This window comes from Acinetobacter sp. AB03 (assembly GCF_058107045.1).
Genome location: NZ_JBUEBA010000002.1, coordinates 1,826,914 through 1,840,381, shown reverse-complemented (window position 1 = coordinate 1,840,381; position 13,468 = coordinate 1,826,914). Strand labels below are relative to the sequence as shown.

Sequence of the window (13,468 nt, the reverse complement as noted above, 5' to 3'; positions counted from 1 at the left end):
GTTAATTTCAGTTTTTACCCGATCAAATAAAGATCTTGTACTCGGTTTTAGTTTTTCCCGCTACCAAAGTGTTGCACCCAGTATGTTCGATGGGTTGTAGGATTTCGGCTACATGCGATCGCATAATCTTTAAATTGCGGTTTCATTAAGTTATCGCAATGTCCTGGGCTTAATGCCAGCCAATTTTCAAGAACTTGTTTAAGGTTGGTTTGACCTGTTGCTAGATTTTCACCCCCACCGCCTTTATACCCTGTTTTTTTAATACGGAATCTAAGATTTTCACCTCCACGCCCGACATGACTTAAAATCTGACGTTGTGAAATATCCTGTGCATGCGCAGTTGAGCTCATCTGTAATTGATTATTCCATTTTAATGAATGAGTTGCCGAGTAGGCAATTTTTCCACATTGTTGGGAGTGATTTCGAATTTCATTAATGGCATTTAAAACTGCTTGCTGAAACTGTGGATTTTGAATGTCATCACAAGAGATTTTGTCAAAAGAGGCTAAAGTCTGTTGAGGATTTTTTTGAGTGGGTATCGTTGTTGATTTTGCAATGGTTTTATTTGATTGATGCTGCAAAGGCTGTTGTGGTTGTGAATTTGAACATCCATGTAGTAAAAAGTATAGACTGCATATAAAAGAATGATAAGCAATATTTTTCATAGTGCACCTCTAGCAAATTTTTTTATTCATCAGATGTATTAGTTCAGACTTGATCGGACATAACTCTTGAAAAAGATAAAGTTACCCATTTTGATAAAGGTGTCGAAATCTTAATCAAACAAAGGTAACTTTCTTATGTTGCATACTAACAATCAAATCATTAAACACAAAGTAGGTCTGCTCAATTTAGCTGAAGTGCTTCAGAATGTATCTAGAGCGTGTAAAGTGATGGGTGTCTCTAGAGATACTTTTCATCGCTATCAGGAGCTAGTACAGTCTGGTGACATGGATGCATTGATCAATAAATCCCGTCGAGTACCTAATCTAAAAAATCGTGTAGATGATGCTACAGAACTAGCAGTCATTGATTTCGCAACTCAGTATCCAGCTTATGGGCAGCATCGTACTAGTAACGAATTACGCAAGAAGGGTGTATTTGTTTCAGGTAGCGGTGTTCGCTCTATTTGGTTACGTTATGATTTAGAGAACTTTAAGAAGCGTTTGAAAGCACTCGCAGCTAAAGTGGTAATCCCCCCTAAAAATAATAGGATCTAAAAGTAGAATTTTCTCTTAAGATACGAGCAGGAGATTCTGCATGAAAACATCTAAATTTACTGACAGTCAGATCATGTCCATCTTGAAACAGGCAGAATCTGGCACACCTGTAGCGACCCTTTGCCGTGAACACGGCATGAGTAATGCTACCTTTTATAAATGGCGTGCCAAATATGGTGGTATGGATACATCATTAATGGCTCGACTGAAAGAGCTAGAAGCCGAAAATACCAGACTTAAAAAGATGTATGCGGAAGGGCGATTAAAGGCCGAAATCATCCAGGAAGCGATGGCAATGAGCAGCACTGCTGCGCAAGGGTAAAGCCATCTTGCCGGCGTAAGATGGCACAACAGGCAGTTGCCCAGCATGCCATTAGTATTCGTTTGGCTTGTAAAGCATTTGGCATTAGTGAAACCTGCTACCGCTATCAAGCCAAACTCAGCGATGACAATGCACTCATTGCTGAACAGCTCATTGAACTCACTGAGGAAAATTCCGATTGGGGCTTTGGTTTGTGCTTCTCGTATTTACGGCATGTTGAGAGTTGCTGCTGGAATCACAAGCGGGTTTACCGCATTTACTGTGAGTTGGCACTGAATCTGCGTATTAAACCGAGAAGAAGACTAAAACGGCATGCGCCTGAACCATTGAAAGAACCAATCCGAGAAAATCAGGTTTGGTCATTAGATTTTATGCATGATCAGCTTTCCGATGGTCGCAAGTTTCGATTATTGAATGTGATTGATGATTACCGCCGCGAAGGCCTAGCCATTGAAGCAGGGTTCTCATTGCCCACAATCAGGGTTATTCGTACGTTGAATCAATTGCTGGAGTGGAGAGAAAAACCGTTAGTGATCCGATGCGATAATGGTCCCGAATTTATCAGTCACGAATTTGTGCGCTGGGCTACTGAGCACGGTATTCGTATTGAATATATTCAACCGGGTAAGCCACAGCAGAATGCGTATATTGAACGCTATAATCGGACCATACGTTATAGTTGGCTGAGCAAGCATTTATTTGATACTTTGGATGAAGTACAAGATTATGCAACAAACTGGTTGTGGCATTACAACCATGAAAGACCACATCAAGCTAACAAAGGAAAGCCACCTCTAATGGCTGCTTAACCTCTACTTTTAACTTCGGTTATTTATGGGAGGATTACCGTATCAGTCGAAATTTGTAGGTGATCGGTTACGCACCTTAGAGCTATCGGGTGATGAAGACGCTAGGTTTATTAAAGATACTGTTTTTGCTAAGAAAATATCGACTTATTCAGATTATTTAGACCATAAAGATGAAAAACCTAAGTATCCGAGGAATCTTCCTGGAAATTGGACGTATTCCGAGATTGAGCTGTTTGTTAGTGCCCAATTATTGGCAACTATGAAAAGTGGGAAAAGTATACGCCTAGCGAAATCTTGGCTTTGTGGGAAGAGACAAGAGGAATTGAGCTTGAGAACGCAAGCGCTTGATTGCTAAATTTTGATTTTTCAAATAGCGAGGTAAATTTTTTCATTCCAAGAAAATTACAGTTAACCCCTTATGGAGGACTTTAGCTAAGTTATTAGCATCCCAATTAGTCAATCGGATACAACCATGCGATGCTGTTTTAGAAATTAAGGCGGGATTTGGCGTGCCATGAATCCCAAAAGAAGGTCGAGATAAACCAATCCAAATATTTCCTACAGGGTTGTTGGGTCCTGGGGGGAGGCTTAAGGGCTTAAGATTTTTGCCTTGAATAAAATTCTTAGGGTTATAACTATAATGTGGATTGAACACGATACTGCCGATGGCATGCGTGCCAGTGGGTGAGGGATTATCTTCGCTCCCGATCGTTGCAGGAAAAGATGCAATGATCTTATTTTGTCGATTAAGCAAATATAATTGTTTAGAACCTTTGTGTGCAATAATGCTTTGCACATTATTTGGCAAAACATTTATTACATTTGCGACAATAATCTTTTCACCGACTTTATTAAAATTTGCGCCTGAATTAATTTTTTTTAAAAACAATTCATCCATATGGAATTTTTCACCGAGCATTTCGGTCACACGGGTGTAATACAAGCCCTTCATTTTTGACTGTTCGGCATAATCCACAGGGATCGATTGAGCATAAGGACCTTTCAAGTCTTGTGTGGTAATGGTGTACTCAATAAACGTCGGTTGAGTCGTAACTTCATTTAAAAGCCGCCAAGTATTTGCATCTAACACTCCGTCACCACTTAAACCCTTCATAATCTGAAAAGCTGAAATGGCTTTCACAGTATTTAGGCCCAATATGCCATCAATTGCACCTGAGGATGAGTAATGGCGACTCAACAGCACTTGTAACTTTGCGTAAACAGGAAGATAGCCTTTTTCAAGATTGTCCGACCACTCCGCTTTATTTAGATTATCTAAAGACCATGTGTCGGCTTGGTTTAACAGTGCTAAATTGTTTAGATTGTTGGTGGTAGGAGGAAGTGATTTTTGTGGTTCAGCTGCAAGAGTATAAGTCGAAAAAATATACATACTACTCAGGCAAATAACTAAAAAGCGACTCAACATAACGACTAACCCCCAAACTAATTTTATTGATCAAAATAACTGCACTCATATTTTAAATAAAGTTGATAATTTAAAAATGTATATAAAATGCGGCTTTGTAACAATTTTAACTCTGTACACGACAAATTTCATAGGGCCCTTGTCCTATCAGGCTTTTTCTTTCTTAAAATTGCTAGCACTTTCTTAAATTCTTCTTTTTTCCCAAAACCAATCAAACGTAGAATAGCCATTTGAACATGGTCCAAACCGTAGCGAAATAAACTTACTGAAAGTCGTCCATGCTTCTTTATTTTTATCGCTTTTTTTGCGTAGCAGGATCAAACCAAATGGCAATATTTCCGCGACTCATGAGTGCTCGGTTATATGCGGACCAATTGGTTGTGCGGTAGATTTTGTGTGTAGGCTTCTTCATTTGAAAATTATATCGCTAAAAAAGCCTTTACAGATAGGTTTGTGCAACAAAGCCCAATTTACAAAGATTAATTACCTTAACTTAAACTTTCCAACGGCAAAAATTTCGAATTCAAGTCACTTATTGGGGCAGGCCGTGCATAAAAATAGCCTTGAAATAAATCACAATCTTGTTGATAGAGCAGAATAGCTTGTTCTAGTGTTTCAACACCTTCCGCTACGACCTCTAAATTCAGCTGATGGGCTAGAAAAATTATCGACCGAACAATTGCAGCATTTTGAACACTAATTGTCAGATTCTCAATAAAACTTCGATCCAGTTTGATTTGAGTAATCGGTAGTAGTCGTAGATAGCTAAGGCTCGAATAACCAGTGCCGAAGTCATCAATGACCACATGCACTCCTAAAGCACGAATAGATTTTAGAATTTCAATTGCCCTGTCGGCACCACTAATAATAACGCCTTCGGTAATTTCAATTTTAAGCAGCTCAGCTGGTAATTGACTTATTTTTAGCGCTTTTTGAAGTTCCTCAAGAAACCCAGCACGTCCAAACTGCAAAGGAGAAATATTAACTGAAACCGTGAGCTGACTATCATGCGCCTTATTCCATTTAGCGATATCTAAACATGCTGTTTCTAAAACCCACTGTCCAATATTTACAATTTGTCCTGTTCTTTCAGCTAAAGGAATAAAAACATCTGGAAAAATATAACCCCGTTCGGGATGATACCAACGAATCAGCGCTTCTACTCCCTGAACCACGCCTGTTAATGGTTTGATTAACGGTTGATAGAATAGTGTAAACTGCTTCTTCTTTACTGCTTCCATAAGTTCTAAACGCAGATGAGCATAATCTAAATTGGGTGAAATTTTATTGCTTTCTTCATAACAATGCCAAGTATTACGGCCTTGTCTCTTTGCTTCTCTCATAGCCAAAGTAGACCGATATAAAAGTTCTGAAGCACATTGTATAAAACTGTTATTTATGACGATACCCATACTTGCGCTTAGATGGAGTGTATGGTCATCGACTTGAAACGGCTCTGAAATCAAATCAAGAATCTTTTCAGCTCTTGTGGTTATTTTTTTATGATCATGTTGGCCTTTGATTAATAATACAAATTCATCTTCGGCATACCGACTCAAAACCTCATCAGGTTTTAAAAAACCTTTTAGTCGGCTCGCTATATTTTTAATAACTTTATTACCAACGTAGTAACCTAAACTATCATTCATCGAACTAAAGTCATCAAGATCAATATAAAGTAAAGTTAGAAGCTTTTGTTTTTCGAAAGTTTGCTCTAAGACTTTTTCAAAAGTTATTTGATTTAGTAAGCCTGTTAATTGATCATGAGTATTTTGATATTCAATATATTCTTCATGGATACGTTGCTGAGTAATGTCTTCCTGAATTCCAAGAAAATGAGTACATTTGCCATCTTGATCCAAAATTGGCCCCAACATTAATCTATTCCAGAACCAGCTCCCATCCCTACAATAATTTTTTAACGTTATCTGAACATCTTTCTGCTCCTTTACCGCTTGCTTAAACAAAGCAAGCTGCTCTAGATTAGTATCTCGGCCCTGTAAAAAATTATAATTACGACCTATGACTTCCTCTTCTGTATAACCAACTTGTTTAAGAAAAGCAGGATTAACAAAGCTGATCACCATGTTTTCAGAGGCATCCGTGATAAACATCCCACTCGGACTTGCATCAACTCCACGCTTTAAAAGACGTAAGCTCTCCTTATTTTTCCGATTTACACTAATGTCACGTGCAATCGTAAATACACCTGTAACCTTTTGATTTTGAATTATTGGTAAATTGATAATATCAAGCCATATAATTTTTTCTAACGCATTATAAACGGGAATTTCGTAATGTTGAGACTTCCCCAGTAGGGCAGATTTAAATGCAGAATCAACTAATTCATGATATTCATCAGGTATTAATGTCCAATAGTGTTTCCCCTGTATTTGCTCTTACCCATTTTTCACCTATTAACCAATTAGAATTAAGTTTTAAGCAGCTAAGTAATTTTACAAATACTATATCCTCATTCTTTAAAGATCAAAAAAATTGCTTTTTTATCTAACTAAAAGGTGTCTACAAAATTGGTGGCTATTCACTATAAGTTATAGAAATTACTAGATGTTTCTTTAATTCTGTTCTTTTCTATTCATTCGACACATAAGCTCACGAATTACGTAAACCCTATATAAGTTTATTTTTTAAACACTCGGATGTCTTATTTCATACATTAATTTACAGCGATTTCTTGGCGCATAAGGCTCTAATAAAAGTGTTTTTTAATTCTTGGCAGCCTTGCTACGAGTCTGTTTAATGTTGAACTAGAAAGAGGAAATCCGCATGCGTGCTCTTACCTATCATGGTGCTCGGGATGTACGAGTTGAATCTGTTCCAGATCCAGTGATTCAGGAACCAGATGACGTTATTTTAAGGGTGACAGCCACCGCCATCTGTGGCTCAGATCTGCATTTATACCGGGGAAAAATCCCGGCCACTGAAGACGGTGATATTTTCGGCCATGAATTTATGGGAATTGTAGAAGAAGTCGGCCCACAAGTAACCGAAGTCAAAAAAGGTGATCGGGTAATTATTCCCTTTGTGATTGCATGCGGTCACTGTTTTTTCTGTGAACATGAACTAATGGCTGCCTGTGAAAATACCAATACCGGCCGTGGTGCAATTCTCAATAAAAAACAGATTCCACCAGGGGCAGCTTTATTTGGCTTTAGCCATCTGTATGGTGGTATACCGGGTGGTCAAGCTGAATATGTGCGGATCCCCAAGGGCAATGTCGGACCATTTAAAGTGCCAGGCTCCCTGCCTGATGAAAAAGTATTATTCCTGACCGATATTCTACCAACCGCCTGGCAAGCAGTGAACAATGCCCAAGTTGGTCGAGGTTCCAGTGTGGCGATTTATGGTGCTGGCCCAGTCGGTCTGCTGGCTGCTGCCTGTGCGCGGATGCTCGGTGCCGAGCAGATTTTTATGGTCGATCACCATCCTTATCGTCTGCGTTTCGCACATCAAACCTATGGAGTGATTCCGGTCAATTTTGATGAAGTCGATGCCGCTGAATTTATCATTCAAAATACCACGGGTTATCGTGGAGTCGATGCCGTCATTGATGCGGTCGGTTTTGAAGCTAAAGGCAGCATGCTGGAAACCGTAATGACCAACCTGAAATTAGAAGGTTCGAGTGGTTCAGCGTTAAGACAATGTATTGCAGCGGTCCGCCGCGGCGGTGTGGTGAGTGTACCTGGAGTTTATGCCGGTCCAATTCATGGCTTCCTGTTTGGTGATGCCTTTGACAAAGGTTTAACCTTTAAAATGGGACAAACCCATGTGCATAACTACTTGCCGCAGTTGCTAGAACATATTGAAAATGGAGATCTGTCTCCAGATCTGATTATTACCCATCGCATGAAACTGGAAGATGCTGCGGAAGGTTACCGTATTTTTGATAAAAAAGAAGAAGACTGTCGTAAAGTGATTCTGACGCCATAAATATGATTAAAGGAAAGCGCCATCAGGCGCTTTTTTATTTTTTATCATCATTTTATCAATCCTCTTTTTCTTGTTTTTAAGGGCTTTGTTGCACAAAGATTTGAAATGCAAAGCGCCCCTAATTGAGCCAAATTTAAGGCGTAACTTGGGTAAGTGGTCGACCTAATTCCGTAAATCTGTTAAGCACTGCTACACGTGCATGGATCTCATTCACTTGGCTATCAAAACTCCTTGCACTGAGTTTATCTCCTAATAATTTAATGCAGTGCATCTTAGTTTCAACCAAACTTCGCCGATGATAGCCTGACCATTTTTTCCATAGTGTCCTGCCTAAACGTTTAACTGTTCGAAGTAATTCATTTCGCTCTAGCGAGCTACTCTTTGTATCTTTCCATGGTTTCGCATTTTTTCTAGGTGGAATCACCGTATGCGCTTGCCGATCTGCAATGACCTGACGGCATTGCTTGGTGTCATAAGCTCCATCGGTATAAACAGAGTCAATCTGCTCATCTTGTGGAATCTGATCAAGTAAATCACCAAGCACCTGTGAATCACTGACATTATTGGTTGTAAGCTGAACTGCTCGTATTTGCAGGGTTTTGGCATCTATACTAATATGAAATTTACGCCATTGGCGACGATATTCAGGTCCATGTTTCTTGCGTTTCCATTCGCCCTCACCTAGAAACTTCATGCCTGTAGAGTCTATGAGTAGATGCAGCCCATCGCTACTTTTTTGGTAGCTGATTGCAATATCAATATGCTTTTGTCTTCTACAAAGCGTACTGTAATCTGGTGCTGTCCAATTTAATCCGCAAAGTTTAATCAGACTTTGCACAAAGCCAGTGACCATACGTAAAGACAGACGGAATAAGGATTTAATCATTAAGCAGCATTGGATGGCTGCGTCGGAGTAGGTTTGATTTCGCCCTTGTTTGCCTTTTGATGGCGCATACCATTGCGTAGCAGGATCAAACCAAATGGCAATATTTCCGCGACTCATGAGTGCTCGGTTATATGCGGGCCAATTGGTTGTGCGGTAGATTTTGTGTGTAGGCTTCTTCATTTGAAAATTATATCGCTGAAAAAGCCGTTACAGATAGGTTTGTGCAACAAAGCCCTTAGTTGAAAAAAACTTTTAGATTTCATGCTCACACACCACCTAAAACAAAAAAATATCTGATTGATTTTACAGGCTTTTAATTTAAGGTTTTATTCTACCCACTCGCAATATCAACGTTTAGTATCACGACTCACTAACTCATTAACTAAATATGGAGCAGTACGACTATCTTGATTTTCTGTTATTTGTTTTGGTGTTCCTGCCACAACAATATTCCCACCAGCATTTCCAGCACCTGGTCCCACATCAATCACCCAATCTGCTTGTGCAACGGCACGCATATCATGCTCAATCATAACCACGGTATTACCCGCATCGACTAATCGCTGCAATTGAACTAACAATCGATCTACATCTGATGGATGCAAACCTGTAGTTGGCTCATCAAGTATATACAGTGTATTTCCACGCTGATTGCGTTGCAGCTCGGTCGCCAATTTAATACGTTGCGCTTCTCCACCAGATAGTTCAGTCGCTGGTTGCCCTAAACGTAAATAACCAAGGCCAATTTCCTTTAATAATTGTAGTGAACGAGCAATCGAGACCTCTCCATCAAAAAAATCACGTGCTTCATTGACGGTCATTCCTAATACTTCAGCAATATTACGTCCATTCCAGCGAATTTTCAGAGTGTCATCATTATATCGAGCACCATGACATGTCGGACAAGGGGCATATACACTTGGCATAAACAATAATTCTACACTGACAAAGCCTTCACCTTCACAAGTTTCACATCGCCCTTTAGCCACATTAAACGAAAAACGTCCAGCATCATAATGAGCTTGGCGAGCTTCAGGAGTCCCAGCAAATAACTTTCTAACATGATCAAATAAACCCGTATAAGTTGCCAGATTAGAACGTGGAGTACGGCCAATTGGTTTTTGATCAACCTGTACCAGACGCTGTATAGCCTCCACATCACCAGCCAGAGAACCCTGTGTAACCTCGGTAACCAACATTCCTTCATTTAAAGGATTATTTTCATTATTGTTTTCAGTTTCAGATTCATTGCCTAAATATGAAAGTACTAACTCGGGTAAAGCTTGAGAAACGAGACTAGATTTACCTGAACCTGAAATACCTGTAACTGCTGTAAGTACACCAAGAGGTATACGAGCATCAATATTATGCAGGTTATGTCGGTAAATATTGTTAAGTTCAAGCCAACCAGAGGGTGTACGTCCATAACTTTGAGTAACTGGGATTTTATTAAATAAATAACTTGCAGTACGTGAAGCTGAAATCTCACTTAAACCCTGAGGTACTCCACTATATAAAATATTACCACCTTGCTCTCCTGCATCTGGTCCAACATCCACTAACCATTGAGCACGACGCATGAGCTCTAAATCATGCTCTACAACAAATACGGAGTTTCCAGCGTCTCTTAATTTATCGAGAGAATCATATAATGACTGACTATCTGAAGGATGTAATCCAGCAGACGGTTCATCCAGTACATAAACTACACCAAATAGCATAGAACTTAATTGTGTTGCTAAACGCAAACGTTGTAACTCTCCCGCTGAAAGAGTCGGTGTGGCTCTATCTAATGTTAGATAACCAAGACCTAACTGGCGTAATTGATTTAAACGCCCCACCACACCATTTGCTAAACGCTGCGCAGCAATTTTCTTTTCATCTGAAAGTGCTGACGTACGTCTTACATCTGGAGATACAGAATGCACTGCTCTACCTGTTGTTGCTCGTTCGGATCTATCAAGTTGGGTTACTTTATTATTAGTCTTTTCTCCAGCATCATGAGCGTCGAAATTGCCAAGAACAATGGGCTCAAGCAGGCAAGTTAACTTATCCAAAGAAAGTTGCATAAACTCACCAATATCTACTCCAGCAAAGGTAATAGATAAGGCTTCTGGTTTAAGGCGTTTACCATGACAGGAAGGGCATATTTTTCCTTCCATAAAACGTGAAACACGTTTTTTCATCAACGTACTTTGGGTATTAGCAAAAGTATGAAGGACATAGCGACGAGCACCAGTGAAAGTGCCCATATAGCTGGGTTCTAGTTTACGTTTAAGTGCAGATTGAGTCTCAGCGGGGCTTAAACCAGCATAGACAGGAACTGTTGGGGTTTCTTCAGTAAATAAAATCCAGTCTCTATCCGATTGCGGTAAATCTTTCCATGGTCGATCGACATCATACCCTAGGGTTACTAGGATATCGCGTAAGTTTTGCCCGTGCCAAGCAGGTGGCCATGATGCGATAGCTCTCTCACGAATACTGAGTGTTGGGTCAGGAACCATTGTCGATTCTGTAACTTCATAAATGTGACCTAAACCATGACAGGTAGGACAAGCACCTTGAGGAGTGTTCGGTGAAAAGTCCTCGGCATATAACATTGGCTGATCGGCAGGATATGCACCAGCACGCGAATAAATCATTCGCACGAGACTTGATAAAGTTGTTACACTTCCAACAGAAGAACGGGTATTACTTGCACCACGTTGTTGTTGCAATGCTACTGCTGGTGGTAGACCATCAATAGCATCAACATCTGGTACTCCGGCCTGATCTATTAAGCGTCTTGCATAAGGTGCAACAGATTCGAAATATCTTCTTTGTGCTTCAGCAAAAATAGTTCCAAAAGCAAGTGATGATTTTCCTGAACCCGATACACCTGAGAAAACAACAAGTGCATTTCTTGGGATAGAAACATCTACATCCTTAAGGTTATGCTCACGTGCACCTCGAACTTCAATACAATTATTAGATAAAGTAATGTTATTGTGTTCACCAAAAGAATGTATTTTCATGTTTCTACGAGCCTGTAAATTATTTTGTGTAAGTCTCATTTTTTATAAATGATCTTTTAATCGATCATCGAACTGAATCGTAAACCAATTCATTGCTAAACGCCAATTTTGAATTGGCATGGTCCATTTTTTAGCAGCATTTGAAGTTGCTAAATAAATGACCTTTTTCACTGAATCATCAGAAGAGAAGATCTTTCTCTTTTTAGTTGAATGGCGGATCACGCTATTCAATGATTCAATTGCATTTGTTGTATAAATCGCATGACGTATTTCAGCAGGATAGCTAAAGATCGTTCGGATATTTTCCCAATTTGCCCGCCAGGATTCTCCAATTTTTGAATACTGGTGATTCCATTGATCGCAGAAGATATCTAGGGGCTTTAAAGCATTTTCCTCTGTACTTGCCTGATAGATCGCCTTCAATCCTGCTGTTACAGCTTTGTAGTCCTTCCAGCTCACAAATCTCAGGCTATTGCGTACAACATGTACGATACACAGCTGGATATCAGTATGAGGGTAGACAGAGGCTATCGCATCAGGAAAGCCTTTTAGTCCTGAGAAGCGCTGCTTCGCAAGGCAGGCTACAAGAATATCTTGCACTCCTCGATTTTTAAGCTCTGTCATGACTGACAGCCAGAATTTGGAACCTTCTGTTTGAGCAAGCCACATGCCAAGAAGTTCTTTTTGGCCATCCAGGTTAATGCCTAATGCTAAATAAACTGATTTATTGATTACTGTTGAATGCTGACGAACCTTAACAACAATGCAATCTAAATAGACAACAGGATAAAGACTATCGAGTGTTCTATTTTGCCATTCTGTCACTTGTTCAATGACAGCATCCGTCACCTTACTAATAAGGGAGGCAGATACATCGGCATCGTACATTTCTTTAAAAAAGCAACAATTTCTCTATTTGTCATTCCTTTCGCATATAGCGAAAGAATTTGATCATCCATGCTAGTAATGCGTGTTTGATGCTTCTTAATAATCTGTGGTTCAAAAGAGCCATCACGATCACGAGGGATATCTAAAGCAAGCTGCCCATCTTGTGTTAGAACTGTTTTGGAGCTAAAACCATTACGTGCATTAGATCCTTTCTTAGGTTGATGCTTTTCATAGCCTAAATGTTCAGAAAGCTCAGTATTCAGAGCGGTTTCGATCATGAACTTTTTAAATATGGCTGTCATTTGGTTTAAATCTTCAGGAGTTTTTAAACCTTTAGCTAATTCAGCTGCCATACTTTTGATTGTAGCTTCATCCATGTGAAGTACCTCTTTTTATTATCCTCAGTAGGATAAATGAAAATTAAGTACTTACACAAAATTTAGAACAGTCCCACAACTCATTTTGTTGAACTATATCTGTACAACAACTCTACCTCGAATTTTTCCATCTAAAATTTCATTTGAAATATTTAAAGCATCTGTTAACTGAATTTCAGTCGTTACTGTTTCTAATTTTGTTTGATCTAATTCTGTAGCCAAACGTTCCCATGCTTCTTTTCTTAATTCGATTGGTGCCATCACGCTATCAATTCCATATAAGGTAATCCCTCTTAGAATAAATGGAGCAACTGTTGCTGGAAAATCCATTCCGCCTGCCAAACCACACGCAGCAACTGCACCACGATATTTTGTACTAGCACATGCATTGGCTAAAGTATGGCTTCCAACAGTATCAATTACGCCAGCCCAAACTTCTTTGTTTAATGGCTTTCCTGGGGAAGATAATTCAATACGATCAATAATTTCACTCGCCCCTAGATAGGTTAAATATTCTGACTCTTGAGGTCGACCAGTCGAAGCTGTAATCTCATAACCAAGATGATTCAAAATAA

7 protein-coding genes and 6 pseudogenes are annotated in these 13,468 nt (G+C 39.5%); 4 read left to right on the top strand and 9 right to left on the bottom strand.

All coding sequences use genetic code 11. The annotated features are described in order from the left end of the window. Window positions 1-47: 47 nt before the first annotated feature. Window positions 48-665, bottom strand: coding sequence for a CAP domain-containing protein (locus tag ACY3FQ_RS09405; protein ID WP_078390486.1), 618 nt, complete (start codon window positions 663-665; stop codon window positions 48-50). Window positions 666-800: 135 nt separating this feature from the next. On the opposite strand from ACY3FQ_RS09405, the pseudogene ACY3FQ_RS09400 reads away from it, so the two are divergent. From ACY3FQ_RS09400 to ACY3FQ_RS09390, 3 genes and pseudogenes are all read left to right on the top strand, one after another. Then, window positions 801-1,190 (top strand): annotated as a pseudogene (locus ACY3FQ_RS09400) (helix-turn-helix domain-containing protein); the annotation flags it as partial. A 70-nt stretch (window positions 1,191-1,260) separates the two neighbouring features. Beyond that, window positions 1,261-2,351 (top strand): annotated as a pseudogene (locus ACY3FQ_RS09395) (IS3 family transposase). 25 nt (window positions 2,352-2,376) lie between these two features. After that, on the top strand, window positions 2,377-2,706 hold the full coding sequence (locus ACY3FQ_RS09390) for a hypothetical protein (protein ID WP_050764505.1): 330 nt from the start codon (window positions 2,377-2,379) through the stop codon (window positions 2,704-2,706). A 33-nt stretch (window positions 2,707-2,739) separates the two neighbouring features. Here the strand turns inward: ACY3FQ_RS09390 and ACY3FQ_RS09385 are convergent, their stop codons facing one another. The 4 genes and pseudogenes from ACY3FQ_RS09385 to ACY3FQ_RS09370 form a co-directional block, all read right to left on the bottom strand. Further along, window positions 2,740-3,777, bottom strand: a complete 1,038-nt coding sequence (locus ACY3FQ_RS09385) for a L,D-transpeptidase family protein (protein WP_005401921.1) — start codon at window positions 3,775-3,777, stop codon at window positions 2,740-2,742. 128 nt (window positions 3,778-3,905) lie between these two features. Then, window positions 3,906-4,082 (bottom strand): annotated as a pseudogene (locus ACY3FQ_RS09380) (IS4-like element ISAba33 family transposase); the annotation flags it as partial. Continuing rightward, window positions 4,082-4,189 (bottom strand): annotated as a pseudogene (locus tag ACY3FQ_RS09375) (IS5/IS1182 family transposase); the annotation flags it as partial. The pseudogenes ACY3FQ_RS09380 and ACY3FQ_RS09375, both read right to left, overlap by 1 nt. A 76-nt stretch (window positions 4,190-4,265) precedes the next feature. Further along, window positions 4,266-6,176: pseudogene (locus tag ACY3FQ_RS09370) on the bottom strand (sensor domain-containing protein); the annotation flags it as partial. A 388-nt stretch (window positions 6,177-6,564) separates the two neighbouring features. Between ACY3FQ_RS09370 and ACY3FQ_RS09365 the strand changes: the two are divergent. Continuing rightward, window positions 6,565-7,728: a zinc-dependent alcohol dehydrogenase gene (locus ACY3FQ_RS09365; RefSeq protein ID WP_004897278.1), complete on the top strand. Its 1,164-nt coding sequence runs from the start codon at window positions 6,565-6,567 to the stop codon at window positions 7,726-7,728. A 133-nt stretch (window positions 7,729-7,861) separates the two neighbouring features. On the opposite strand, the gene ACY3FQ_RS09360 is transcribed toward ACY3FQ_RS09365, so the two are convergent. The 4 genes and pseudogenes from ACY3FQ_RS09360 to ACY3FQ_RS09345 all read right to left on the bottom strand — a co-directional run. Further along, complete coding sequence (locus tag ACY3FQ_RS09360) at window positions 7,862-8,794, bottom strand: IS5 family transposase (protein WP_489773941.1); 933 nt, start codon at window positions 8,792-8,794, stop codon at window positions 7,862-7,864. 167 nt (window positions 8,795-8,961) lie between these two features. Then, entirely contained in the window at window positions 8,962-11,628 is a 2,667-nt protein-coding gene (locus ACY3FQ_RS09355) for an excinuclease ABC subunit UvrA (RefSeq protein ID WP_004979617.1), read from the bottom strand. A gap of 42 nt (window positions 11,629-11,670) precedes the next feature. Further along, window positions 11,671-12,893: pseudogene (locus ACY3FQ_RS09350) on the bottom strand (IS256 family transposase). A 93-nt stretch (window positions 12,894-12,986) separates the two neighbouring features. Then, window positions 12,987-13,468: zinc-binding dehydrogenase (locus tag ACY3FQ_RS09345; protein WP_042119859.1), on the bottom strand; the 482-nt coding region annotated here is incomplete at its 5' end.

What these genes read in the sequence shown, in the direction of transcription:
- ACY3FQ_RS09385 (WP_005401921.1), bottom strand. Translation starts at nt 3,777, where the DNA reads ATGTTGAGTCGCTTTTTAGTTATTTGCCTGAGTAGTATGTATATTTTT.
- ACY3FQ_RS09365 (WP_004897278.1), top strand. Translation starts at nt 6,565, where the DNA reads ATGCGTGCTCTTACCTATCATGGTGCTCGGGATGTACGAGTTGAATCT.
- ACY3FQ_RS09355 (WP_004979617.1), bottom strand. Translation starts at nt 11,628, where the DNA reads ATGAAAATACATTCTTTTGGTGAACACAATAACATTACTTTATCTAAT.
- ACY3FQ_RS09390 (WP_050764505.1), top strand. Translation starts at nt 2,377, where the DNA reads ATGGGAGGATTACCGTATCAGTCGAAATTTGTAGGTGATCGGTTACGC.
- ACY3FQ_RS09360 (WP_489773941.1), bottom strand. Translation starts at nt 8,794, where the DNA reads ATGAAGAAGCCTACACACAAAATCTACCGCACAACCAATTGGCCCGCA.
- ACY3FQ_RS09405 (WP_078390486.1), bottom strand. Translation starts at nt 665, where the DNA reads ATGAAAAATATTGCTTATCATTCTTTTATATGCAGTCTATACTTTTTA.